Origin of the sequence: Mycoavidus sp. HKI (assembly GCF_020023735.2) — a bacterium.
Taxonomy (GTDB): Bacteria; Pseudomonadota; Gammaproteobacteria; order Burkholderiales; family Burkholderiaceae; genus Mycoavidus.
On record NZ_CP076444.2, the window covers coordinates 1,000,523 to 1,024,906 of the forward strand.

Below are 24,384 nucleotides of genomic sequence, written 5' to 3' on the forward strand. Positions count from 1 at the left end.
AGGTTTATTTTTTTGATGTAATCAAAATGATTGGTCTACAGCTATTCAAGGGAAAAAATAATGAATCAAGAAGAAATATTTCAGTTGATTATCCGTCACACGCAAGAAGTGTTGCCGGGTCTCGAGCAGCATCCATTTCAGCACAGTGACCAGTTGCACGATCTGGGCGCCAATTCGGTGGATCGCGCTGAGATTGTGATGCTGGTGCTGGATTCGTTATCCCTCAAGATCCCCCGCGTAGAAACCTTCGGGCCTAATAACATCGGAGAATTGGCGGACCTGCTACATGCGAAACTCGTCGAAGCTTGAGCCGGTTATAACTGGCGTCGGGGTGACTTCGGCGATCGGACAAAGCCAAGGAAATTTTATCCGTGCTTTGCTGGGCTCAGAATCTTCTTTCGGCGTGATGCAGCGCCCTGGCCGCCAGCGAGACTCAGCCTTCCTGGGCGCCGAAATTGCGTCTTTGCAGATGCCCGATGAGATTGCGCGCCAGCCGCTTCGACGCGCTTCGTTCTCGACTCAAGTCGCATTGTCCACCCTGCATGAAGCATGGCATGATGCACGCCTGAATGAAGTTGATCCGGCCCGCATCGGCCTCATTGTTGGCGGCTCAAACATCCAACAGCGTGATTTAGTGCTGGCTCACGATGCTTACGCCACGCGTTCGGAATTTCTGAGTCCGACCTACGGCGTATCTTTCATGGATACCGATCTCTGTGGCTTCTGTACCGAGCAATTTGGTATCCGTGGGCTTGCCTACACGGTGGGCGGCGCCTCGGCGAGCGGCCAGTTAGCGATCATCCAGGCAATACAGGCGGTGCAAACTGGCCAAGTTGATACGTGTATCGCCTTAGGTGCTCTGATGGATGTGTCCTTCTGGGAATGTCGAGGTTTACGCAATCTCGGCGCGATGGGCTCGGACCGCTATGCGCAAGAGCCTGCGCTGGCATGTCGGCCATTTGATCGCAACCGCGATGGCTTTATTTACGGTGAATGTTGCGGGGTCGTGGTGGTCGAGGCTGCCACAGCGGCCCAGCAGCGTGCGGTAAAACCGTATGCCTGGCTGTCGGGCTGGGGGCTCGTGATGGATGCGCATCAAAACCCTAATCCGTCGGTCGACGGCGAAGTGAAGGCCATGCAAATGGCGTTGCAGCGCGCCGAATGCACACCTGAGAGTATCGATTATATTAATCCGCATGGCACAGGATCTCCGCTTGGGGATGAGACTGAATTGAAAGCCATTCATGCCTGCCAACTGTCTCACGCTTATCTTAACACCACTAAATCCATCATCGGCCACGGCCTGAGCGCAGCAGGCACAGTCGAGGTGGTGGCAACTTTGCTCCAAATGCAGGCTGGCCGTTTGCATCCCACGAGAAACTTGGATGATCCGATCGACCCCTCACTGAACTGGGTTCGTCAGCACAGTATCGCGCACTCTATCGATACCGCGCTAACCCTCAGTATGGGATTTGGCGGTATCAATACCGCATTGTGTTTGCGCAGATATGATTAATTACTTACTCATTACTTGGAGAACGACCCCATGATGTCGGTTGGCATAGAAGCGATGAATGTATTTGGCGGCACGACCTACCTAGATGTCAGCCAACTCGCGCACCATCGGAAACTGGACACAGCCCGTTTCCAGAATCTGCTGATGGATCAAAAAGCGCTGGCTCTGCCTTATGAAGACCCGGTGACGTTCGGCGCGAATGCCGCTAGGCCGATCGTCGATGCGCTCTCCGTAGCCGAGAAAGATCGGATTGAAATGCTTATCACCTGCACCGAGTCCGGCATCGATTTTGGTAAATCCCTCAGCACTTATCTTCATCATTATCTTGGACTGAACCGGAACTGCCGTCTGTTTGAAATCAAACAAGCCTGCTATTCCGGCACCGCTGGTCTACAAATGGCGGTGAATTTCATTCTGTCGCAGGTCTCACCTGGCGCCAAAGCACTGGTCATCGCAACCGACATTGCGCGCTTTATGCTCGCCGATGGCGCTGATGAGCTGCAGGCAGAGCTTGCCTTCGCCGAGCCAAGCTCTGGTGCTGGCGCGGTCGCTTTTCTGGTCAGCGAGCGGCCCCACATTTTCCAAATCGACGTGGGCGCTAATGGCTATTACGGCTACGAAGTCATGGACACCTGCCGCCCAGCCCCAGACATGGAGGTAGGCGATGCGGATCTGTCGCTGCTCTCGTATCTGGATTGCTGCGAAAATGCTTTTCTCGAATATAAAAAAAGAGTGCCTGATGCAGATTACGCGCGTTCGTTTCAATATTTATCCTTCCATACACCGTTTGGCGGTATGGTAAAAGGCGCTCATCGCACGATGATGCGCAAGATAACGGGCGCTAAACCGGCTGAGATCGAAGCGGACTTTGAGCAACGCGTGCTGCCTGGACTGATCTATTGCCGACGGGTCGGCAACATCATGGGCGGTGGTGTTTTATTGGCGCTGGCGAGTACCATCGACCATGGCAATTTTCAGAACCCCGCGCGGATCGGTTATTTTTCTTACGGTTCGGGTTGCTGTTCTGAATTCTTAAGCGGTATCGTACGCAAAGAAGGGCAAATCGCACTGCAGCAACTCAAGATCGGCCAGCAACTCGACCAGCGTTACGCATTATCGATGGAAGAATACGACTATTTGCTGAGCGGCAATAGCCAGTTTCGGTTCGGTACCCGCAATATCCGCCTCGATGATGATATTTTTCCTGGCGCCAAGCTGGCCCAAACCGGCAAAAAATATCTGAAACTGCGGGAGATTAAAGCGTTCCACCGCGTCTACGAGTGGGCATCATGACGGCACCCTCCTACCAAACCATACGTGTGCGTTTTCAGGACCCCATCTGCTTTTTGCAACTGTACCGTCCTGAGGCACAGAATACGATCAATGATCAATTGCTCGCTGAATGCTCAGAGGTACTCGATCGCTGTGAAGAGAGCACCACCGTACTGGTCATCGAAGGACTACCGGAAACCTTCTGTTTCGGCGCTGACTTCACGGCTATACGGGCAGCGCAGACCCAGGGTAATAACGGTACCTCAGCAGCGGATTTTGCCAGCGGCGGCCCTGAGCCCTTGTATGACCTATGGCAGCGACTCACTACAGGGCCCTATGTGGTGATTTCTCATGTGCGCGGTAAGGCTAACGCCGGCGGTGTGGGTTTTGTCGCGGCTAGCGATATTGTGATCGCCGATGACAGCGCTGTGTTTAGTTTATCTGAATTGCTGTTCGGCTTGATGCCTGCGTGCGTGTTGCCGTTTTTGAGCCGTCGTGTGGGTTGGCAGAAAGCCCACTACATGACGTTAATGACCCACCCCATCAGCGTGTCTCAGGCGGTTGCTTGGGGCTTGGTCGATGCGCACGAGCCCAATAGCGATATTCTGTTGCGCCGCCACCTGTCGCGCCTTAAACGCTTGAATAAGACCGCGCTGGCCCGCTACAAGCGCTTTGCCAGTTCGCTTAGTGGGTCCTTAGTGGTAGATAGGCAGTTAGCATTGGCCGCGAACAAAGAGGTGTTTTCCGACCCGCGCAATATCGAGAACATTGTGCGCTACGTCGAACAAGGAATTTTTCCATGGGAGTTTTCCTAATATGGCTACATCCGTCGTTCATCGCAGCACCCTTGAGCCCTCCATTGTGCAAGTTACGCTGGAAGATCGGGAACATAAAAATACGTTTTCGGATGGCATTGTTAGCGGGCTGATCGATGTATTTCGTGACATCGGGTCCGATCCGACATGCAAGGTCGTGATTCTCACCGGATACGACACCTATTTTTGCGCCGGCGGCACCCAGGAGATGCTACTGAATTTATCCAGAGGTCAGGGAAAATTCACCGATGCACCGATTTACACTCTGCCTTTGAGTTGTGAGATTCCGGTCATTTCTGCCATGCAAGGACACGGCATCGGTGGCGGCTTCGCGCTCGGTCTATTCGCCGACTTTGTCATTCTCGGCAACGAAAGCGTGTATACGGCCAATTTCATGAAATACGGTTTTACGCCCGGTTTCGGCTCTACGCTCATCCTGCGGGAAAAACTCGGGCTGCCTTTGGCGCAGGAAATGCTGATGACCGCCAAAAATTACCGAGGCGCCGAACTCGCACAGCGAGGTATTCCATTCCCAGTTTTGCCAAGAGCCGAAGTGCTGCCGTATGCCTATGAGCTTGCCAGACAACTCGCAGAAAAGCCACGTCACTCCCTCGTCATATTAAAAAATCACCTGGTGGAGGATCTTCGACAGCGCTTGCCCGCCGTCATCGAGAAAGAAGTAATGATGCACGAAAAGACGTTTCATCACGAGGAAGTGAGGGAGCGGATCAAGACGCTCTTTGGAACGTAGCGTATCTTGCATTCTTACCGGCCTAAAGAAGGCCGGCGACTCCTACTGCGCTCAACTCGGCATCGAGCCGAATGGAGTCGTTTCGGCGGGTTCCTGCTTTATCAAGGCCTGATCCAACCCGTGTCTAGCCCATGTACGTTTGCTCTGCAAGACTTCAAGCACGCGTTTATAGTTCAGACTTGCATTGTCCCGCGGCTGCTCTTGATGCCATAGATGCAATACTTCAGTGGCATAAAAGCCTTTTTTACGGCGCACGCCGGCGTTGTATAAACGCGCGACAAAGTCGGCGTCCTCATGACCCCAACCGCTAAACTCCTCATCAAAGCCATTGATTGCATGCACGTTAACGGCCCATGCCGCAAGATTACAACTTTTAATGCCTCGCCATTTGAAGCCATTGACGCGGCGTTGCGCGAAGTCGGGTAACTTTATCAATAAAGGCAAAAGCTTGTTGCTGCGCTGCGCACAGCGCTGGCGGACCCAAAAACGCAGATTGGCTTGCGTCAGCGATAAGCGTTGCGTCAGAAGGTCTGAGGTGAGCGCTTCGTTCAATAAAATACGGCTGCCGGTAACCGTCCATCCTGTTTCGGCAAGCGCTCGGTGACGAGCAATAAAATCACCTTGTGGCACGCAATCGCCATCGAGAAAGATTAAGTATTCACCGCGGGCCTGGGCAATGCCTTGATTGCGAATGGCCGCGGCCCGAAACCCCTGGTCAGGTTGCCAAACATGACTCACTGCAAGATCCGTATGGTTTGCCGCAGATTCAATCACAGTCCGGGTTGGCTCACCAGAACCATCGTCAGCGACAATCACCTCATAATTCGTGTCAGTTTGGGCCAGGCACTGTTTAAGCACTAACGCTAGCGCATCTGGCCGGTTATAGGTTGAAACAATAACCGAGATCAGAAAGTTAGTGCGCGCCATTTTTGCTGTTTTGCCGATGCATTAGCATCAGCTTGAGATAACGGTAATACGTGCCTTCTGCATTAGCGATGGCCAAGATAAAGCCTTCTTTACCATCAAGAAAGCCCAGCTGGATCAGGTAAGTGCGGATGAATGCCCATAAGCCATGCCCGATTGCTTGACTGAGTGAGGCCTGTTTACCACGCTCGAAAAGAATTTGCGCTCCGGCGCTTGAATAGGCATTCATTTTATCGAGTGCTTCTTTTATATCCGGAATTGAAAAATGAATAATCGGCGAATTAAATTTGCCGAGGGTGCCGTCAATGACCAAGCTGGGATGAACGGCCACGTCAGTAAAACGCGCGCTGTCTCGCTTAAATAGGCGCTGGATGCGGTCTGGCCACCAGCCCGAATGCTTCATAAAGCGGCCACAAAAGCTGGATCGGCGTGGCGTTGAAAACCCGGCATGAGGGGTACCGTTGGTCAGTATAGAGTCAATTTCTGCACGCAATTCGGGGGTCGCGCGTTCATCAGCATCAAGACACAGGACCCAGTCGCTGCGAGCTTGCGCCAGTGCGCGATTTTTCTGAGGTCCATCGCCGGGCCAATCGGTTTCAAAGACGCGTGCGCCAAGTTCACGGCAAAGCGCAGGCGTTCCATCCGTGCTGCCTGAATCAAACACAATGATTTCGTCAGCCCAATGCCGCACCGACTCAAGGCAGTCGCCAATATCGTGTGCCTCATTCATGGCAACTATAATGACACTCAGGGTCGCGCGTTTCATAAGTTGATTATAGTGCGTGTGTTGGGCCGATGAGCGCAGCCAATCAGTATCCCTGTTAAGAGAACAAACATATAGCCTTCTGAAATATCAAGTAATAAAGAATTCACTAAGCACCCCATGGTAAAGATGAATAGCCAACTGCTGAGCAGTTGGCGGCTTTGCATAGGGAGACGGGCGGCCGCCCGTGCAATTTGCACCAGCAAATATATAAAAAGCCCTAAACCAACTAGGCCCAACTCGACCGCAAACAAAAGATATTGGTTGTGCGGATTAGCCGTAACTGCGCCACGGGCGCCACTATAGCCATCGGTCAATTGCTTGAATGCTTCATGCACCCCCATTGCACCGTAGCCAAAAAACGGACGTTGGGTAATCAACTCCATGCTTTTACGGTACCACTCAAGGCGCAAGCCGGTTGCATTAGGCTGGTTGAGTTGCTGGTAGGCACTGATTTCAGAGCCGGTATCCGCAAGTCGAGCACTCTTAAAATAAAGCGAAGCGCTTGCCGACGCGATTAAAAGAGCCAGAAACACAGCTTGAGCCGCGGCCCGGCGACGATCATGGCGGAAGTTGAGCAGTCTCAATTTACGCACGATTTGGTAAATGGCCAGCATGATAATAACCACTTGGCCGGTGCGGCCTTGCAACATGACTAACACGTTAACCAGCGCTAGCAGCGAGAGTAAATAATAGAATCCTTTCGCGCGTGCAGATGATGCTGTTTCAGCTATATCCAACGCTAAACTAAAGAGCAGCGCTGAAAAAAGTCCTGCCGTAATATGATTTTTAAATACCCAAGCATGGGTAATGGGATCATTCGTATTATAGAGTGGGCCAATGGCGGTCAGTCCAAGATAGTTGCTGGTAGAGAGCAGTAAGACAAAACTGAGACTGATACATAAACCAAGGCGCGCGACATTGGCTAGCGGCCGGTCTTGAAAGGCCGCAATCAAGAGTGGAATAAAAAGCAGTTTGCGGTATTTCATTAACCATTTTATGCTTTCGTCGAACGGCGCAGCACTGTATAGCACACTGATGATAAGTGCGAATATAAGAGCAAACGTAGCGATACTCACGGGATGAGAAAAGGCGTTGCGCCAATTACGCCATAACTCTGGCGCCAGCAACACCGCGATAGCAAAAAGACCCAGTGCGAGATTGGTCAACGCAGTCGAAATAGGCACGCACCATAACGCAATCAGCGCAAACGACTGCGCTGCCGCTAGCGGATATGAAACAGAAAGCTTGGTGCCAGGCATAATAGAGGTATTCCGTTTTTAGCTTAACCGAAAATTATAGCGTATCTCATCATTTATGAATCAACCTTCCACTGTTACTGTCATCCTAAAGCGTATTTGGAGTTATCTGAAAGCGCATCGCTGGATCATGTTGTTGGCGATCATTTCAATGGCTATTGTAGCGGCCAGCGAGGCGGGTATTCCCGCTTTGCTTAAACCTTTATTAGATAAAGGCTTTGGCGCTAAAGACCAAGCCTCGCGGCTTAAATGGTTGGTGCCGTTAGCGGTGATTGGCTTGGCTTTAGTGCGCGGCGCAGCGCAATATGCCTCTAATTATCTGCTGTCGTGGGTTTCTAATCGCGTGTTGCTCGATTTGCGTTTACATATGTTTCAGCGCATGTTGCATGCGAGTGCGTTTTTTTTCCAGCGCGAGACCGCCAGCACCATCATTAATGCGGTGGTTTTTGAAGTGAACCAAGTGCTAAATATACTGACAGGTGTATTGATTACATTGGTGCGAGATTCATTAGCGGTGCTTTTTCTGCTGGCCTATCTGTTTTATTTAAATTGGCAACTGACCTTAATTGTAGCGGTGATTCTACCCATCATCGGCTGGCTCGTCGGCAAAATTAATGTACGCTTACGGCGCTTAAACCGCGAGCATCAGCGATTAACCAATGAGCTTTCTTATATTGTTGAAGAGACAGTAGGGGGCTATAAGGTGGTCAAAGTTCATCATGGCGAGCCTTACGAAATGAAGCGTTTTGCGGCGATGAGCACGCGCCTGCGCGGTTATGCGATGCGCATGACCGTTTCCGGTGCGCTCGCGCAACCGCTGACGCAGTTTTTGGCTTCAATTGCATTGGCCGCTGTACTGGTGATTGCGGTGATGCAGTCGACCACCGATCAAACTACGATCGGCGGATTTGTGGCGTTTGTGACGGCCATGCTGTTGATTATCTCGCCACTCAAACATCTGATTGATATTAACCAGCCGTTGCAACGGGGGGTGACTGCAGCGGAGTTGATTTTTGGGCTGATTGACGAACCTGCTGAACCCGCGGGAGGCGGGCGCGCTTTGCTGCGCGCGCAGGGTAAGGTTGAATTCCAACAGGTGTGCTTTAGTTATGGGCAAGCCAATGCGCCTACGTTGCGCGACCTTTCATTTACGGTGGCGCCTGGCGAAGTGTGCGCCTTAGTGGGTCAATCGGGGAGTGGCAAAACCACCCTGATTAACCTGCTGCCGAGGTTTTTCGACCCTAGTGCTGGCCAGATTTTAATCGACGATGTGCCGCTTACTGAGTATCAGCTAACCGATGTGCGCAGTCAGCTTGCCTTTGTCAGTCAAGAGGTGGTGCTGTTTAACGATTCGATCGCGGCCAATGTTGCTTATGGGCAAACGATTGATCGCGTGCGTGTTCAGCACGCACTCGCAGCAGCTCATTTAACTGAGCTCATGGCAGAGCTGCCTGACGGCATGGATACCTCAATTGGGGGCAATGGCATGCGGCTATCGGGCGGGCAGCGCCAACGGCTGGCGATTGCACGGGCAATTTATAAAGATGCGCCGATTCTCATTCTTGACGAGGCGACCTCGGCCCTGGATGCAGAGTCCGAGCGTCATGTCCAAGCCGCTTTAGAGGTCTTGATGCGAGGCCGTACAACGCTGGTGATTGCACATCGGCTGGCGACGATCGAACGGGCCAATCGGATTCTCGTGCTTGAAGCCGGCCAGATTGTCGAGCAGGGTCGTCATGCTGAACTGTTGCAGCAAAACGGACGTTATGCGCAGCTTTATCATTTGCAGCATCAATCGCAGTAAGTAGTTTAAAGCAGGCACGCTCTCTTCGAGTGCCGTGGGGGCGCGGTCATCGGATCGTTGGTAATAGGTGCGGGCGAGCACCGCTGCCGGTGAGCGTCGCACGAAACCGCGCAATGCGGTGTAATCTTTCGCGATATGCGGTCGTCCGACTTCAAGAGGTTCGTGGGCCATAACGAGCAGTTTGAGGACTAAAAACACGTAGTGTAAATCCAAATCCCTGGTTTTTGCCAAGCAAATACAAGTCCGCTAATAGCAATTATCAGACAAGGACACCTTCTAATTTTTACATCGTGAAATTCTTTGGCGTACAAGAGAGGGCGGGGGCCACAGACATATCCGCAATGCTTTGCCAAAATTAGACCTTTTCCCCTACAATTCAGCAAAATTGTTCACGAGGGTGCCGGCGACGCAGTCGCCACTACACCGAGTGACGGCTTTTCAGAATAGAAACCCTAGAATAAGTAGGAAAAGAAAGTGCTTAATTTTATCGCCGGAGTGCGCCCGTCATCACCCGCCCCCTCGTCGCGGCATCTAGCCATCTCTTCGCAGCATCTGCTAAGCCAGGCGCACGCGCACAAAGCTGTAGGAAATCTGGACGCAGCCCAAAAATCGTATAGAGATGCGATAGAGAAGGCCAAAATTGAACATGAAGAAAATCCCGGTAATTCGCAAGCAAAAAAAAACTTCGATGCAATCTCTAAAGAGTTCTTGGCTTTTTTAAACGAACTTTCATTAAGTGGACATCAAGAGCCAGGTACAGTGGCTCCTCTTGAGGAGCAAACGTTCCTTTCCCCAAATCGATTGCTTCCCATCAACAGGAACGATGCGACTACACACGGACTTCGATCCGCGCAAAGGCTGCAGGATACCTTTTTATCTAATAGTGTCCGCCCTGTCTCAATGTCGCAGCAGCCAGTTTTTCTGCCTGCCCAGGCAAAAAGTGAACTGGTAGATTACCTGTTTACAAAAGCGCTGTCGACGCTTGGCTCCTTAGAGGTACCCGATAAACCCAGCCTGTTTCTGGTATATGCCCACGACAATCCAGCTCATGGAAAAGCCGAGGCCGATACGTCTAAATATTTCATCGATAAGTTATCTAGAATCCGAGGAGTCAAGCTGCATTCGGATCAAGCGCCGATGGGGCAACCGTATTCAAACTCGCCAGAAGAACTGAAAGAGGATAGCAAGCTAGAAGATATCTTAACTAATCAGCTCTGTTTGTTGCCAGATCAGTTAATAAAAGAGGTGAAGCCGGTCGATAAGGTCGTGGTGTGTTGTTCTGAGGTATTAGGAAGCTACCTAAAATGGTCGGACTATAAAAAATTTCATCAGGAACTTCGAGATGCCTATCACGAAGATCGAGAAACCTATCACAAAGACGCTGAACAACCACGCACTTTAGCAATACGTGAGGTGGTCAGAAAATTCTCACAGGAGCAAGCATATAAGGCAGGGTTTCATCATGTGTTGACGGAAATCGCTTTTTTGCAAATCCGGGCAGAGTATAAGGATCAGCATGGCATTATCCCGGTTTCGTTAACCGAAAATAGCTATGCACAATGCCTGGCGCATTTTATCCCAGCGACCACGGTTCGCATGGAGGATATTCCCCAATTTGAGCAGAAAACCAAAGTGGGACGAGAAGTGCATCCGAATCAAAGTCGGCACTGGGTGCTGTTTAAGGTGATCGAGCGGCTTTTAGTGGCCAGCGATGAGGCGCAAACGTTTCTGAACAAGTTTTGGGAGGCGTACATCAAATTTGTTTCTGAGCCGTCAACACTGGACAGGCTTGAATTTGTCAAGCTAGTAGACAGTATTTTCGAAGAGATACAGGCGGCGTTGCACGGTCAGCTTGCCCGGGATCTTCCTCAGATGCGCAAGCTGCACACGGAGATAAAACAAAAACTGCTTACACCCAATCTCTCCTCAATAGATGTATGCGAAGCGCTATATAAACATTATCAACGCTCGAATCTCTCAATTCAGTGGGTATCAGGTCAGACGGTTTCGCTTGACGACTGTTATATCAATTTAGCAATCGTTGAAAGTCAGGCACAACGTGAAAAAGACAAAAAAGAACTGAGAAAGCAAGCTGCGACTTTTGAACGTTTGCCTAGCAGTGAGCGGCAGCGGCTCGAGGCGACCAATTCAAACAAATTGATTGCGCTAGAAAAGCTATTTGAGAAGCAAAAATTACGCGATGGTTTAGAAGGCATCCCCAAACGGATTTTAATTCAAGGTAGGGCGGGAATTGGTAAAACTACCTTATGTAAAAAATTGGTCTATGAATACCATCAAAATGGACTTTGGCAGGATCAGTTTGAGAGCGTGTTGTGGGTGCCCTTACGACAACTCAAGACGCATGCTCCTAAACGTTTAGAAGACTTGTTGTGCACGCAGTATCTTGTAGATCATGAAAGCAGCGAAGCCCAGGCGTTATCAAAGGTCTTTTACGCGCATCGAGACAAAACGCTGTTTATCTTAGACGGCTTGGATGAAGTAGTCGGGGAACTAAACGAAGGCAGGCCTTTAAAGAATTTTTTACAGACGTTGCTCACTCAGGCACATGTGGTGATCACCTCCCGACCTGCCGGTGTCGATGCCAAACTGTTGGGCCAGTTGGATTTGGAGTTGGAAACTGTCGGCTTTAGTTCGGACAATGTACAGGCCTATATTGAAAAATGTGTGCCTGCATCGAACCAGGCAGCGATTCAGCAATTCATCCATCGTACGCCTTTGATTCAGGGGCTGGTGAATATCCCGATTCAACTGGATGCGCTGTGTTATAGCTGGGATCGGCTTCCCCAAAACCAAGAAATGACGATGTCGATGCTGTACGAAGCGATGGTAGATAAATTATGGCGCAAAGACAGTGTGCGTTTAGAGAAAGAAGAGGAAGGGAAAGTATTAGGAGTCGATGTCATTGAAGATTTGTCAGAATCGGATCTGGAAGAATTAATGACGGCCGAAATTCATTATTTAGGCTATTTAGCGTTTAAGGGATTAGAGACGGAGAAAATTGAATTTAGCCGGGAAGAACTGAGTCAGCGTAGAAAAGAATTGAATGAGAGACCTCAAACAAGAAGAAAATTACCCCTCAATTTCACCACGAATCTGAAAAAGACATCGTATTTACATACGGCGGATGTTGATCGGTCTGAATCTGAACGCCATTATCATTTCTTGCATTTAACGTTTCAGGAATTCTTTGCGGCGAAGTTCCTAGTAGAGCATCTACAAGCCTATGCAAAAGTGGAAAGCGCATCCCTCCTTTCCCACGTTGTGCAAAAGGGTTTGGGTGCTATGCTGAGCTGGAATGAGCTGGAAGCGTTTATCGCTACACATAAATACAATCCACGGTATGAGATTGTATGGTGGATGGTGGCCGGATTGCTCAAAGGTGTTGCATTGGAAAATTTCTTTAATGTATTGGATCAATCGCCGCGAGACCTGATAGGGATACGTCATCAGCAGGTGATGATGGGATGCCTGAATGAGGCGCGTCCTGAATTGAAGGGAAGACTTGAAATAGTTGAAACGTTGGAAACAAAGCTAAAACAGTATTTTGAACTTGAAATAAAACTAATTGGCCAAAGTCAATTAGGTCGTCAAAGGTTTTTTCCAGAACATCTACTTATTACAAATCTGAACTCCTATAAAGATGAGATTATTAAAATCTTGAGAGCACGTCCAAATTTATCTGCTAACGCAATCCAGGCTATGATCGAAATTGCATTAAAGGATAGAAGCTGGGAGGTCAGAAAAACGGTCGCCAGAATATTAGACGAGCAGAAAACGCTGTCCGCTAATGTGCTTCATGCTTTGATCGGCGCTTTAACCGATCAAGATAAGGATGTCAGGTATGCGGCAGCCAGTGCGTTAGGAGGCCAGAGCACGTTATCCGAAGCCGCCGTGCGGGCCTTGAGCGGCGCTTTAAAGGATCCAGATAAAGATGTCAGGTCTTTAGCAGCCCGTACGTTAGAGGAACAGAAAACACTGTCCGAAGTCGCCGTGCTGGCCTTGGTCGGAGCTTTAAAGGATCAAGATAAGGATGTCAGGCTTTCAGCAGTCCGTACGTTAGAGGAACAGAAAACACTGTCCGAAGCTGCCGTGCTGGCCTTGATCGATGCTTTAAAGGATCAAGATAAGGATGTCAGGTCTGAGGCAGTCCATGCGTTAGAGAAACAGAGCACGTTGTCCGAAGCCGCCGTGCACGACTTGATCGGCGCTTTAAAGAATCAAGATAAGGATGTCGGGTCTGCGGCAGCCAGTGCGTTAGGAGGCCAGAGCATGCTGTCCGAAGCTGCCGTGCTGGCCTTGATCGGCGCTTTAAAGGATCAATATAAGGATGTCAGGTCTGCGGCAGCCAGTGCGTTAGGAGGCCAGAGCATGTTGTCCGAAGCCGCCGTGCGGGCCTTGATCGGCGCTTTAAAGGATCAAGATAAGGATGTCAGGTCTGCTGCAGACTGTGCGTTAGGAGGCCGGAGCACGTTGTCCGAAGCTGCCGTGCACGACTTGATCGGCGCTTTAAAGGATCCAGATAAGGAGGTCAGGTATGCGGCAGCCCGTGCGTTAGGAGGCCAGAGCACGTTGTCCGAAGCTGCCGTGCATGACTTGATCGGCGCTTTAAAGGATCCAGATAAGGAGGTCAGGTATGTGGCAGCCTATGCGTTAAGAGGCCAGAGCACCTTGTCCAAAGCCGCCGTGCAGGCCTTGACCAGCGCTTTAAAGGATCCAGGTAAGGATGTCAGGTATGTGGCAGCCTGTATATTAGGAGGCCGGAGCACGTTATCCGAAGCTGTCGTGCGGGCCTTGATAACGGATCCAGATAGGGATGTCAGGTCTGCGGTAGCCCGTGTATTAGGAGGCCAGAGCACGTTGTCCGAAGCTGCTGTGCGGGCCTTGAGCGGCGCTTTAAAGGGCCAAGATAAGGATGTCAGGTCTGCGGCAGCCCATGTATTAGGAGGCCAGAGCACGTTGTCCGAAGCTGCCGTGCAGGCCTTGATCGGCGCTTTAAAGGATCCAGATAAGGATGTCAGGTATGCGGCAGCCCGTGCGTTAGGAGGCCAGAGCACGTTGTCCGAAGCTGCCGTGCAGGCCTTGATCGGCGCTTTAAAGGATCAAGATAAGGATGTCAGGTCTGCGACAGCCAGTGCGTTAGGAGGCCAGAGCACGTTGTCCGAAGCTGCCGTGCAGGCCTTGATCGGCGCTTTAAAGGATGAAGAGTGGGATGTCAAGTCTGCGACAGCCAGTGCGTTAGGAGGCCAAAGCACATTGTCCGAAGCTGCCGTGCACGACTTGATCGGCGCTTTAAAGGATCAAGATAAGGATGTCAGGTCTGTGGCAGCAAGGGCGCTAAAGGAACAGAAATCGCTACCTGCCGACGCGATCCTCGCCTTGATCACGATGTTAGGGGGTGAAGATAAGAGTATCAAGGAAATAGCCATTAAGATATTAATTGGGCAGGAAACGTTATCCAATAATGCAATCGAGGTTTTGATTACCAGGTTGAAAGATAGAGACAAGAGTGTCAGGGATGCGGTAGTTGGAATTTTAGATCTGCGTATTGACCAAATTTATCCTATGTTTGCAAGCTTAGCATTTGAACAAATACAAACTCTTTATGCTCATTTCTTGTTTCCACGAAGTGGTAAGCAGGTTATGTTCCTTTATATTCAAGGTAATAAACTATACTTTCATACAAAAGGTGGTTTAAATCACATAGAACTTGCGTCACCAAAAATTGTGATTGAAGCTTTTAAAGCAGTGAGAGAAAACCCTGAGATTATCCATGTTCAGGAGTCAATTTCAGTAAATACCGTTGCATTTTCTGAAGAAATCACTAACGACTTGGATATAAACTGGATGCCTGGATCAAACAATCCACCTCAAAGCAAATCAAGGCCAGATGATCTGCCAATCCTGGATCCAATGGCTTTGATTGATGATGCAATAGCGCGTAATATTATACAAGGGCATGTCTCTGATTCTGATGAATTTATTGATGACGACTCTTTTTGGGAAGGGGAATCAGAATCGGAGGTTTTTTCGGAGGAAGAAGAATTTGCTGAAAATGAGGACTAACTTAAAAGTTGGCGGGGCCTACTAAAATGGAGTCCTGCTGTAACCGCATTCTCTCGATTTAACATAAAGCGAATGATGAACAATTTTATCCAAAATAGATGATATTTATCCCATTTTAGATGAATCTGCTACATCGCAGAAAAACGCCCTGTTCGTCCAGCACCCCCCTGACACAGGGCTATTGGCCGCTACTTATTGGTGGGAAGCCGTGCTCAATAACTAAGCAATGAGAGCACAGTCCATTCCCACCACTCCCAAATTGTCTGAATCTAGCTATTTTGGTCGAAGAAATGCTTAACTTCTTTTTTGGCTTCTTCAAGTGTCTTGCCATATTTCTCTTGAATCAACCCGGCTAGTTTGTCAGCGTTGCCTTCGACTTTTTCTAAATCGTCATCTGTCAGGTCGCCCCAAAGCACTTTTGCTTTACCAACGATTTGCTTCCATTTACCTGCGACTATGTCTTTGTTCATGATGCAGTCTCCTTGAAGAATTGTATTGCGCTTTAAATCTGAATCAATTGCTTAAGGTTGATACATTCGCTTTCGTTAAATCTATAGTGCAGTATGTTTGTCCCTTTGTCAAATAGGGCCCGATTCCCGTGTAGGGCGCTCGGTGCCTAAAATTCCTTAAAGCAAAACAATATCGTATTGCTCTTGACTCAGACCTGCCGCGACTTGCAATGAAACGGGCTTACCAATGAAATCACAGAGCATGGCAAGGTGTTGAGATTCTTCTTCGAGAAATAGATCGATCACCGTTTGCGAAGCGATAATACGAAATTCACGTGGCTTAAATTGTCGCGATTCGCGTAGGATTTCACGCAGTACATCGTAGCAAACAGTGCGTGCTGTTTTAACCTGTCCTCTGCCGGTACAGGTTGGGCAGGGCTCGCATAACATGTGAGCCAACGATTCGCGGGTTCGCTTGCGCGTCATTTCAACTAAGCCCAACTGAGAAAAACCACTGATCGAGGTGCGGGTGCGGTCGCTCGCGAGAGATTTAGTGAGTTCATTGAGCACAGCCTCGCGATGCTCGGTGTTTTCCATATCGATAAAGTCGGCAATAATAATACCGCCGAGATTACGTAGCTGTAGCTGGCGTGCAATCGCGTGGGTGGCTTCTAAATTGGTTTTAAAAATGGTGTCGTCGAAATTACGCACTCCCACATAGCCACCGGTATTGACATCAATCGTTGTCATCGCTTCAGTTTGATCGATAATCAGATAGCCACCGGATTTTAACTCGACGCGTTTAGCCAACGCCCGCTGGATTTCGGTGTCAATGTCATACAGTTCAAAGAGCGGTCGCTCACCAGTATAGTGCTGTAGCTTTGCCTGCACAGCGGGGGTAAAGGCGGCCGCAAATTCGAGCAAAGTTTGAAAGGTTTCGCGCGAATCAATTTGGATTGCCTTGGTTTTATCTCCAACAAAATCACGCAGCACGCGTGGCGCCAGTTCAAGATCTTGGTAAAGCACGGGTGGAGCAGGGTAGAGCTGGGCTTGCCGTTGAATAGTGGCCCAAGTTTTGCGCAAATAGAGCACATCATTGGCCAGTTCTGCTTGGCTTGCATCCTCGGCAATCGTCCGTATGATATAGCCGCCTTTTTCGTCGGCCGGTAAAACTTCGGCCAAGCGCGAGCGGATTGCTTCGCGCTCGGCCTCACTTTCAATTTTTTGCGAAATACCGATATGGGGTTCACGCGGCAAATAAACCAAGGTCCGCCCGGCAATGCTAATCTGGGTTGAAAGTCGTGCGCCTTTGCTGCCAAGTGGATCTTTGGTGACCTGCACCATTAGCGTTTGCCCTTCTTGGAGGATTTTTTCGATCGGCTGCGAAGCGACGTTCACTTCCTTGGCGCCCGCTTGCCAAAGATCGGCAATATGCAAAAAAGCTGCGCGCTCAAAGCCAATATCGATAAAAGCCGACTGCATACCGGGTAGCACCCGGATGACTCTACCTAAATAAATATTGCCAACCAGCCCGCGTGACAAAGTGCGTTCAATATAGAGCTCTTGCACCACGCCTTGCTCAACAATGGCAACCCGCGCTTCTTGCGGCGTGATATTGATTAGAATTTCTTGGTTCATTATGTTGCGTGGGGAACCTTGGCTGTTAAGTTGAGCGGGAAGGGTCTTTTAAGATAGAGGAGGGGATGAGCGGCTATCGTTCTAGGCCCGGTGATAAGGGTGCTGTTGAGTGATGCTCCAGGCGCGATACAGTTGTTCGGCAAGGAGCACGCGTACCATGGCATGGGGCAACGTGAAACTTGACACGCGTAATAATACATCTGCTTGCTGCTGGAGCGCGCGATCTAGGCCATCTGCACCGCCAATCACAAACGCAATATCACGCCCGTCTTCGCGCCAACTCGGCAGTGCTTGAGCCAGCTGCTGCGTGGTCCAATCTTGGCCATGCTCATCGAGCACGACTAAGCGCGCATTTTTGGGCAGCGCGGCTTCGATCCGTTGTTTTTCAGCATTCAGCAGACTTGCTGTATTGTGTTTGCTTGAGCGGGGTTCCGGTTTGATCTCGCGTAGTTCTAAGGCGAGTTCGGGCGGCATGCGCTTGGCATATTCTGCAAAGCCAAGCTGAATCCAGTGGGGCATTTTATGGCCCACTGCGAGGACCCATAATTTCATTGCAAGGAGGATGGCGGCGCTGAGAGCTTCATGCGTACCGGCTTACTGCCCCAAATGTCTTCGAGCCGGTAATATTGCCGCAGCGGAGGTAATAAAATATGCACAATGGCATCGCCGCAATCGACTAATACCCATTCGCCAGTCTCGTCACCCTCAATAGTCAGGACCTGACCACCCGCAGTTTTCACATGGTCCCGCACGCTGAGCGCAAGGGAGCGGGTCTGCCGGTTTGAGGTACCGCTAGCGATGATCACTCGGTCAAAGCAGTCGCTGAGATGGCTGGTATTAAATACTTCAATATTTTGCGCTTTTCTGGCTTCAAGGCCATCAACAATTGCGCGCTGGAGTGTACGTATATTCATATTATGATTCGGATTGATAAAGATGATGTTGGCGGATATAACGCCAAATGGAAGCGGGTAAAAACGACGGCGGCGTTGCTTCGTTTAAGGCCTGAGCAGATTCTCGTATCTGGGCGCGGATGCCGGTGGCGGAAATCTCCAGCGCGAGCTCAGTATCGATAAAAATCAGGCCATGTTCTTGGGTCTGTAGCGCGTGCGCAGGGGCTGCGCGCTGCGCAATTTCTGCTGCAATAATAGGCGAGGCTGCTGCAAGTGAAAAGCCTGGACGCGCCGCGACACAGAGGTGAGCGTAATCGAATAGCCGTGGCCACTGATGCCAAGCATCAAGTTGCACCAGTTGATCAGCCCCCATTAAAAACGCTAGCGAGGCGTCGGCACCCACCTTATTACGCCATGAAGCTAGTGTGTCGACTGTGTAACTTGAGCTAGTGCGGTCAATTTCATCGCTGGCGACGATCACTTCGGTCTCAGGCAAGTCAAGCTGGGCCGCGCCCAAGCGCGTCATCGCTAAGCGGTGATGGGCCTCGGATACTGTGTTGAGTGCACCATGCATTTTTTGCCAAGGCTGGCCTGCCGGCAACACAATCAATTGATTGAGCTGCAAGCGTTTGGCAAAAGCAGTGGCGAGGGCCAAATGCCCATGATGAATTGGGTCGAAAGTGCCGCCAAAGATACCCACACGTAGCATCATTTTAATTGCATCATAGCCAATCGCGCGCAATCAGGAAATCACTATACAGCCGAGCCTCAGGCGAGCCAGGTTCTGGTGTCCAGTTATAGCGCCAGTGAGCGACAGGGGGCAGCGACATTAAAATCGATTCAGTCCGTCCGCCGCTTTGGAGACCAAATAGGGTACCCCGATCGCACACGAGGTTAAATTCAACGTAACGGCCTCTGCGGTACGCTTGAAAGGCTCTTTCGCTAGCGCCAAATGGTATATGGCGGCGGCGGTTAATAATCGGTAAATATGCCTTGGTTAAGGCATCGCCGACACTTTGCATCAGTTTAAAGCCTTGCTCAAAGCCAAGTTCAGAAAAATCATCATAAAAAATTCCGCCAATGCCGCGCGGCTCATTGCGGTGCTTTAAGAAAAAGTATTCATCACACTCTTTTTTGAAGCGCGGATACAGTTCCGCACCAAAGGGTGCCACCGCATCGCGACAAGTACGGTGAAAATGGCGGGCATCCTCCTCAAAACCGTAGTAAGGGGTTAGATCCATGCCGCCTCCGAACCAGAATGTAGGCGCTGCATCAGCGCCCGCGGGGGTGGCGACCAGCAGGCGCACATTCATATGCACGGTTGGGCAGTAGGGGTTGTGCGGATGGAGCACGAGTGAAACGCCGAGTGCCTCGAAGCCGCAGCCAACGAGTTGTGGCCGGGCAGAGGTGGCTGAGCTAGGTAACGTATCGCCCTTGACGTGCGAGAAATTAACGCCGCCGCTCTCAAGCAGGTCACCGGGTCTTATGATGCATGAAACACCATCGCCACGTAGGCGCTCGCCCGGCTCGCGGCTCCATGGCTCATGGATAAATCGCGGCTCATCGAGTTGTTCAAAAGAAGTCGTGATCTGTTGCTGCAAATGCAGCAAATAGCTGCGCACACGCGTAATGTCGATTTGAGTATCCATGCCTTGATTGCTTATCAATGAAATAAAAGTGACAGAAGTGCGCCAGATTCAAGTGTTAACACTCATAAAATGACGCACCCCAAGCCCCCTCATATTTTTAATTCAATGGTTTTCGATTCAATGCACGGTAACCAATATCTCGCCGATATTGCATCCCATCGAAAGCAATCTGATTGACGGTATCGTAGACGGCTAACTGTGCGCTGCGCACGGAGTCTGCTAGCCCAACCACACACAGTACGCGCCCGCCCGCCGTCACCAGGCGATCATCTACTAGCGCTGTGCCTGCATGAAAGGTTTGGATGTGCTCAGTTTGGGCTGGGATGCCGGAAATCAAATCACCTTTACGTGGCGCTTCTGGATAGCCGTGAGCCGCTAGCACAACCCCTAACGCAGTACGGCGATCCCACTCCAATTCAACCTTGTTCAAGGTACCCGCAATAGCGTGCTCAATCACGTTGGAGAAATCCCCTTTTAAGCGCGCCATGATCGGCTGCGTTTCTGGATCGCCCAAACGGCAATTGAATTCAAGTGTCTTGGGGTTGCCTTGCGCATCGATCATAATCCCCGCATACAGAAAACCTGTATAACGAATCCCTTCTTGCTCCATGCCTTGCACCGTAGGCAAAATAATTTCTCGCATAATGCGCGCATGCAATTTAGGCGTCACAATCGGGGCCGGCGAATACGCTCCCATGCCACCTGTATTGGGACCTGCATCACGCTCAAGTAAACGCTTGTGATCTTGGCTAGAAGCTAGGGGCAAGACATGTTTGCCATCTACCATGACGATAAAGCTAGCTTCTTCGCCGCTGAGGAATTCTTCAATCACAACGCGCGCACCGGTGCCCCCGGCCAACATCGTATCAATCGCGGCATGTGCTTCAGCCAACTCAGTGGCCACCACCACGCCCTTGCCGGCGGCCAGGCCATCGGCTTTAATGACAATCGGCGCGCCTTGGGCTTCAACGTAACGGTGGGCGGCTTGCGCATCCTCAAAACTAGCGTAGGTGGCAGTCGGAATCTTGTGCCGTAGCATAAAGGCTTTGGCAAAATCTTTTGAGCTTTCCAGTTGAGCGGCTTCCCGCGTTGGGCCAAATACTTTAAGCCCGCGGGCTCGAAACAGATTGACCGCACCGGCGGCCAGTGGTGCTTCTGGCCCGATGACAGTAAAGGCCACTCCTTCTTTGTGTGCAAACTCGGCGAGTTCTTCTAAATCGGTTAGGTCGATATTGCGTAGACGCTCGTCACGGGCCGTGCCGCCATTACCCGGGGCAACGTAGACAAACTGCACACGTGGCGATTGGGCAAGTTTCCATGCCAGTGCATGCTCACGGCCCCCAGAGCCAATAACAAGTAACTTCATGCGTATGTGTATCCTAGAAATGACTTAGATTTCGTCGATCAGTGCATTGGTAAAGACGGCTTGTACATCATCGAGATTTTCGAGGGTATCAAGCAATTTTTGCATTTTTACGGCATCTTCACCGGCAAACTCGACTTCGCTTTGTGGTTTCATGGTGATTTCGGCCAGTTCAGCCTTCAACCCCGCTGCTTCTAGCGCGCTTTTGACTTGGCTAAAATCATTGGGCGCGCACAAAACTTCAACACTGCCATCGCTATGGCTGATGACATCATCAGCGCCTGCTTCAAGCGCTATTGTCATTAAGCTTTCTTCCGGCGCACCAGGTGCAAACAAAAATTGCCCACAGTGGGTGAACATAAAAACCACAGAACCGTCTAGACCTAAGTTACCGCCATGTTTTGAAAAAGCATGCCGGACTTCAGCGACTGTGCGTGTGCGATTATCTGTCATGCAATCGACAATAATGGCAGCACCCGCCAGACCATAGCCTTCATAACGGATTTCTTCGTAGTTCGCGCCTTCAAGCCCGCCAGCGCCACGTTGAATTGCCCGTTGAATATTGTCTTTGGGCATATTGGCATCCGTGGCTTTATCAATCGCTAGCCGCAAGCGCGGATTGCTATTTACCTCGCCTCCGCCTAAGCGGGCCGCTACTGTAATTTCTTTAATCAGACGTGTCCAAACTTTGCCGCGCTTTGCATCCGCTGCAGCTTTTTTATGTTTGATATTAGCCCATTTAGAATGGCCAGCCATACGCTGTTTTCTCCTTGTCTATGCTAACGATCAACGGTCACGAGGTCGGTTACGAGAGTTACCGCGGGGGGCGGCCGGGTCGCTACGATTACCATTGCTGCGTCCTGCACCCGTGCTATTACCGTTGCTGCGTCCCGCACTCATGCTATTACCGTTGTTACTACGTCCCGCACCCGTGCTATTGCCGTACGAAGCCTCATTGTGGTAACGATTACCATTGCTATTGCCAGTGCGTTGACCGCTGCTGCTACGCACGCCGTCATTAAAAGGTGCTCGCGCTTGTCCATAACGGTTAGGTGCGGTCGAACGGTTATTGTAGTCAGCAAAGCCAAGCGCCGTTTGCATCGGATCAGGCTGGCGGCGGCGAGGCGTAGTTTGGGCTCCGCCCGTTCTGTCGGTGTAGCGCGCTGGTTTATTGCCATGGGCCGGCGGCTTCAGTCCCACCGCAGTCAATAATGTACGCACTTGATTTTCGTCCATTTCTTCCCAGCGGCCGCGTTTTAAACCTCGAGGCAAAGCAATTGAGCCGTGGCGGGTGCGGATCAGCCGGCTCACCAGCAGACCAACTGCTTCAAACATGCGCCGGACTTCGCGGTTGCGGCCTTCGGCCAAGGCGACGTGATACCAGCGATTGGTGCCTTCGCCGCCGCCTGCTTGCAGCCGCAGAAAATTAGCTGGGCCATCATCGAGCATCACACCTTGTAAAAGCTGTTGGCGCGCAGCCTCCGATAATTCACCCACCACCCGCACTGCATATTCGCGCTCAACGTTGTAACGCGGATGCATAAAACGATTGGCTAAATCGCCAGAGGTCGTAAGCAATAGCAGGCCTTCAGTATTAAAATCAAGCCGACCAATCGACAGCCATTTCGCCATTTTTATAATGGGTAATTTATCGAAGACAGAGGGCCGTTGCTCTGGATCAGCGTGGCTGACAATTTCTCCGGCCGGCTTGTGATAGAGCAGCACACGGGGTGGTTGGGTCGAGACTTTACGAGCGACCAATTTGCCGTTAATGCGCACCAGGTCAGTTGGCATAATGCGCTGCCCAATATGGGCTGGCTCGCCATTGACCGAGACCCGGCCGGCCATAATCAATTCTTCCATTTCGCGCCGTGAGCCCATGCCCGCTTCAGCCAGCACTTTGTGCAACTTAGGCACATCCTCGTCCGGGGCCAGCACGCGTTTTTGCGGCATATCTTTGCGTGGCCGCCCAAGCATTGGAGCGTGTACACTGCCGCCGGTATTATCCGCATCATAAGCTGGCGAAGTGACATAAGAAAAAACATCCTCTGTTACCTTGCTATTTTGAGCAGATGGCTTTTCATCGGAGATCAGTGCTTTTTCTGGTCTTGGCGAGCGTTTGGGGCGCGGGTTAGCGTCCCGGCGTGGTGCGCCTGGGGGCGCATCTGCCGACTGCGGTCCTTTGGTTTTTTCAGCGCGGCGGCGAGCAATTAAGCTACGTGGGCCACGGCGCAGACCGCGCCGGACGGGTCCTTCGCTCGGCGCGGTTTCTTGGGCAGGCGTGTCTACTGGCCCAATGCCAGTACCTGCATCATATGCAGCGGAGGGTGTATGAGTATCACCTTGGCTGACCTTAGGTAGATCGGTTTCTTGACTATGTTTCAAAACAACCTCTGGAAAGTAAAAGTGGGCGCCACGGATAAAGTGGTGCGTTTTGTTTTTTTAATCATTAAATTCAATTGTATGTTGCTCAATTTGATTATGTGTTGATAGATTGGACAAAGCCGGTAATGCATCGAGCGCACTTAAACCAAGATCATCGAGAAAAAATCGGGTCGTGGCATACAGCGCCGGCCGTCCTGGCACCTCACGTTGCCCGATGACCTCAATCCAGCCGCGTTCTTCAAGTTGCTTGATCACTTGGGTATTGACGGTCACGCCACGGACCCGTTCTATATCGCCTCGGGTAACAGGCTGGCGGTAAGCAATAATCGCTAAGGTCTCCAGTACAGCACGTGAGTATTTGGGCGGTTTTTCAGGATGTAGCTTGTCTAGCAAAGGCTGCATTGCAGACTTACTCTGAAAACGCCAGCCACTGGCTAATGAAACAAGCTCAACGCCTCGCCCAGACCAGTCACTGCGCAACTCTTCAAGCAGGCTGTGCACGCTATCGGCGGTCATATCAGCCGCAAACAATTTACGTAAATCATCGACTTTGAGCGGTTCCTGCGCACATATCAAAGCAGTCTCGAGCGCAATTTTTGCTTCTTCAGCATTCATCTTGCCAGTATCCTGTCCCATCAATGAATTTACAGCTTTCATCAAAAATATCACATATACGTGTAGCGCGCGCTAGTTGCAGATACTACTTTGCAAGCCCGTGGCGTTGTCTCGCAACGCTAACGCTTTTGTTTGTTTCATCATAACCAAAAATGAGGTGATTTATTTCCATTTTACCGCTTTGCTCAATTAAGCTGACTGTGC

At 50.7% G+C, this 24,384-nt stretch carries 18 protein-coding genes and 2 pseudogenes; 7 read left to right on the top strand and 13 right to left on the bottom strand.

Going from position 1 to position 24,384, the window contains the following annotated elements:
* Window positions 1-60: 60 nt before the first annotated feature.
* From KMZ15_RS04125 to KMZ15_RS04145, 5 genes are read left to right on the top strand one after another with little or no spacing between them, the layout of a single operon-like run.
* On the top strand, window positions 61-309 hold the full coding sequence (locus KMZ15_RS04125; protein WP_223694478.1) for an acyl carrier protein: 249 nt from the start codon (window positions 61-63) through the stop codon (window positions 307-309).
* A complete protein-coding gene (locus KMZ15_RS04130) occupies window positions 287-1,516 on the top strand; it encodes a beta-ketoacyl synthase N-terminal-like domain-containing protein (RefSeq protein WP_223694481.1) in 1,230 nt (409 codons plus the stop codon). The genes KMZ15_RS04125 and KMZ15_RS04130 overlap by 23 nt, the downstream gene beginning before the upstream one ends.
* A gap of 30 nt (window positions 1,517-1,546) precedes the next feature.
* Window positions 1,547-2,809 (top strand): hydroxymethylglutaryl-CoA synthase family protein, encoded by a 1,263-nt coding sequence (locus KMZ15_RS04135; RefSeq protein ID WP_223694483.1) that lies wholly within the window; start codon window positions 1,547-1,549, stop codon window positions 2,807-2,809.
* Window positions 2,803-3,603, top strand: a complete 801-nt coding sequence (locus KMZ15_RS04140) for an enoyl-CoA hydratase/isomerase (RefSeq protein ID WP_223694693.1) — start codon at window positions 2,803-2,805, stop codon at window positions 3,601-3,603. The genes KMZ15_RS04135 and KMZ15_RS04140 overlap by 7 nt, the downstream gene beginning before the upstream one ends.
* A gap of 1 nt (window position 3,604) precedes the next feature.
* On the top strand, window positions 3,605-4,354 hold the full coding sequence (locus KMZ15_RS04145) for a polyketide synthase (protein WP_223694485.1): 750 nt from the start codon (window positions 3,605-3,607) through the stop codon (window positions 4,352-4,354).
* A gap of 51 nt (window positions 4,355-4,405) precedes the next feature.
* Here the strand turns inward: KMZ15_RS04145 and KMZ15_RS04150 are convergent, their stop codons facing one another.
* From KMZ15_RS04150 to KMZ15_RS04160, 3 genes are read right to left on the bottom strand one after another with little or no spacing between them, the layout of a single operon-like run.
* Entirely contained in the window at window positions 4,406-5,281 is an 876-nt protein-coding gene (locus tag KMZ15_RS04150) for a glycosyltransferase family 2 protein (RefSeq protein WP_223694487.1), read from the bottom strand.
* Window positions 5,268-6,044 (bottom strand): glycosyltransferase family 2 protein, encoded by a 777-nt coding sequence (locus KMZ15_RS04155; RefSeq protein ID WP_223694489.1) that lies wholly within the window; start codon window positions 6,042-6,044, stop codon window positions 5,268-5,270. Before KMZ15_RS04155 ends, KMZ15_RS04150 begins: the two co-directional genes overlap by 14 nt.
* Window positions 6,041-7,303, bottom strand: a complete 1,263-nt coding sequence (locus KMZ15_RS04160) for an O-antigen ligase (protein WP_223694491.1) — start codon at window positions 7,301-7,303, stop codon at window positions 6,041-6,043. Before KMZ15_RS04160 ends, KMZ15_RS04155 begins: the two co-directional genes overlap by 4 nt.
* Before the next feature lie 55 nt (window positions 7,304-7,358).
* On the opposite strand from KMZ15_RS04160, the gene msbA reads away from it, so the two are divergent.
* Both msbA and KMZ15_RS04170 read left to right on the top strand, forming a co-directional pair.
* Window positions 7,359-9,104 carry a lipid A export permease/ATP-binding protein MsbA gene (gene msbA, locus KMZ15_RS04165; RefSeq protein WP_223694493.1) on the top strand — a complete coding sequence of 582 codons (1,746 nt, stop codon included), beginning with the start codon at window positions 7,359-7,361 and terminating at the stop codon, window positions 9,102-9,104.
* 474 nt (window positions 9,105-9,578) lie between these two features.
* Window positions 9,579-15,188 carry a HEAT repeat domain-containing protein gene (locus KMZ15_RS04170; protein WP_223694495.1) on the top strand — a complete coding sequence of 1,870 codons (5,610 nt, stop codon included), beginning with the start codon at window positions 9,579-9,581 and terminating at the stop codon, window positions 15,186-15,188.
* A gap of 269 nt (window positions 15,189-15,457) precedes the next feature.
* On the opposite strand, the gene KMZ15_RS04175 is transcribed toward KMZ15_RS04170, so the two are convergent.
* The 10 genes and pseudogenes from KMZ15_RS04175 to scpB form a co-directional block, all read right to left on the bottom strand.
* The gene (locus KMZ15_RS04175) at window positions 15,458-15,658 is read right to left on the bottom strand and encodes a CsbD family protein (protein WP_223694497.1); all 201 of its coding nucleotides are present in this window, start codon (window positions 15,656-15,658) and stop codon (window positions 15,458-15,460) included.
* A 156-nt stretch (window positions 15,659-15,814) separates the two neighbouring features.
* On the bottom strand, window positions 15,815-17,275 hold the full coding sequence (gene rng, locus KMZ15_RS04180; protein WP_223694499.1) for a ribonuclease G: 1,461 nt from the start codon (window positions 17,273-17,275) through the stop codon (window positions 15,815-15,817).
* A gap of 81 nt (window positions 17,276-17,356) precedes the next feature.
* Entirely contained in the window at window positions 17,357-17,827 is a 471-nt protein-coding gene (rlmH, locus tag KMZ15_RS04185; RefSeq protein ID WP_223694501.1) for a 23S rRNA (pseudouridine(1915)-N(3))-methyltransferase RlmH, read from the bottom strand.
* A pseudogene (gene rsfS, locus KMZ15_RS04190) lies at window positions 17,827-18,189 on the bottom strand (ribosome silencing factor); the annotation flags it as partial. The gene rlmH and the pseudogene rsfS, both read right to left, overlap by 1 nt.
* 1 nt (window position 18,190) lies before the next feature.
* Complete coding sequence (locus tag KMZ15_RS04195; RefSeq protein WP_223694503.1) at window positions 18,191-18,880, bottom strand: nicotinate-nucleotide adenylyltransferase; 690 nt, start codon at window positions 18,878-18,880, stop codon at window positions 18,191-18,193.
* 10 nt (window positions 18,881-18,890) lie between these two features.
* Complete coding sequence (hemF, locus tag KMZ15_RS04200; protein WP_223694505.1) at window positions 18,891-19,817, bottom strand: oxygen-dependent coproporphyrinogen oxidase; 927 nt, start codon at window positions 19,815-19,817, stop codon at window positions 18,891-18,893.
* A gap of 97 nt (window positions 19,818-19,914) precedes the next feature.
* Entirely contained in the window at window positions 19,915-21,183 is a 1,269-nt protein-coding gene (gene purD / locus KMZ15_RS04205) for a phosphoribosylamine--glycine ligase (protein ID WP_223694506.1), read from the bottom strand.
* A gap of 24 nt (window positions 21,184-21,207) precedes the next feature.
* Window positions 21,208-21,936, bottom strand: a complete 729-nt coding sequence (locus KMZ15_RS04210; RefSeq protein ID WP_223694508.1) for a YebC/PmpR family DNA-binding transcriptional regulator — start codon at window positions 21,934-21,936, stop codon at window positions 21,208-21,210.
* 30 nt (window positions 21,937-21,966) lie between these two features.
* A complete protein-coding gene (rluB, locus tag KMZ15_RS04215) occupies window positions 21,967-23,478 on the bottom strand; it encodes a 23S rRNA pseudouridine(2605) synthase RluB (protein ID WP_223694695.1) in 1,512 nt (503 codons plus the stop codon).
* A 147-nt stretch (window positions 23,479-23,625) separates the two neighbouring features.
* Window positions 23,626-24,180, bottom strand: a pseudogene (gene scpB / locus KMZ15_RS04220) (SMC-Scp complex subunit ScpB); the annotation flags it as partial.
* Window positions 24,181-24,384 lie beyond the last annotated feature (204 nt).

Bases quoted from the DNA above. Each gene is read 5' to 3' on its own strand.
- purD (WP_223694506.1), bottom strand. From the start codon at position 21,183: ATGAAGTTACTTGTTATTGGCTCTGGGGGCCGTGAGCATGCACTGGCA.
- KMZ15_RS04160 (WP_223694491.1), bottom strand. From the start codon at position 7,303: ATGCCTGGCACCAAGCTTTCTGTTTCATATCCGCTAGCGGCAGCGCAG.
- KMZ15_RS04210 (WP_223694508.1), bottom strand. From the start codon at position 21,936: ATGGCTGGCCATTCTAAATGGGCTAATATCAAACATAAAAAAGCTGCA.
- KMZ15_RS04150 (WP_223694487.1), bottom strand. From the start codon at position 5,281: ATGGCGCGCACTAACTTTCTGATCTCGGTTATTGTTTCAACCTATAAC.
- KMZ15_RS04135 (WP_223694483.1), top strand. From the start codon at position 1,547: ATGATGTCGGTTGGCATAGAAGCGATGAATGTATTTGGCGGCACGACC.
- rlmH (WP_223694501.1), bottom strand. From the start codon at position 17,827: ATGAAATTATGGGTCCTCGCAGTGGGCCATAAAATGCCCCACTGGATT.
- KMZ15_RS04125 (WP_223694478.1), top strand. From the start codon at position 61: ATGAATCAAGAAGAAATATTTCAGTTGATTATCCGTCACACGCAAGAA.
- msbA (WP_223694493.1), top strand. From the start codon at position 7,359: ATGAATCAACCTTCCACTGTTACTGTCATCCTAAAGCGTATTTGGAGT.
- rng (WP_223694499.1), bottom strand. From the start codon at position 17,275: ATGAACCAAGAAATTCTAATCAATATCACGCCGCAAGAAGCGCGGGTT.
- KMZ15_RS04145 (WP_223694485.1), top strand. From the start codon at position 3,605: ATGGCTACATCCGTCGTTCATCGCAGCACCCTTGAGCCCTCCATTGTG.
- hemF (WP_223694505.1), bottom strand. From the start codon at position 19,817: ATGGATACTCAAATCGACATTACGCGTGTGCGCAGCTATTTGCTGCAT.
- KMZ15_RS04175 (WP_223694497.1), bottom strand. From the start codon at position 15,658: ATGAACAAAGACATAGTCGCAGGTAAATGGAAGCAAATCGTTGGTAAA.
- KMZ15_RS04195 (WP_223694503.1), bottom strand. From the start codon at position 18,880: ATGATGCTACGTGTGGGTATCTTTGGCGGCACTTTCGACCCAATTCAT.
- KMZ15_RS04130 (WP_223694481.1), top strand. From the start codon at position 287: ATGCGAAACTCGTCGAAGCTTGAGCCGGTTATAACTGGCGTCGGGGTG.
- KMZ15_RS04155 (WP_223694489.1), bottom strand. From the start codon at position 6,044: ATGAAACGCGCGACCCTGAGTGTCATTATAGTTGCCATGAATGAGGCA.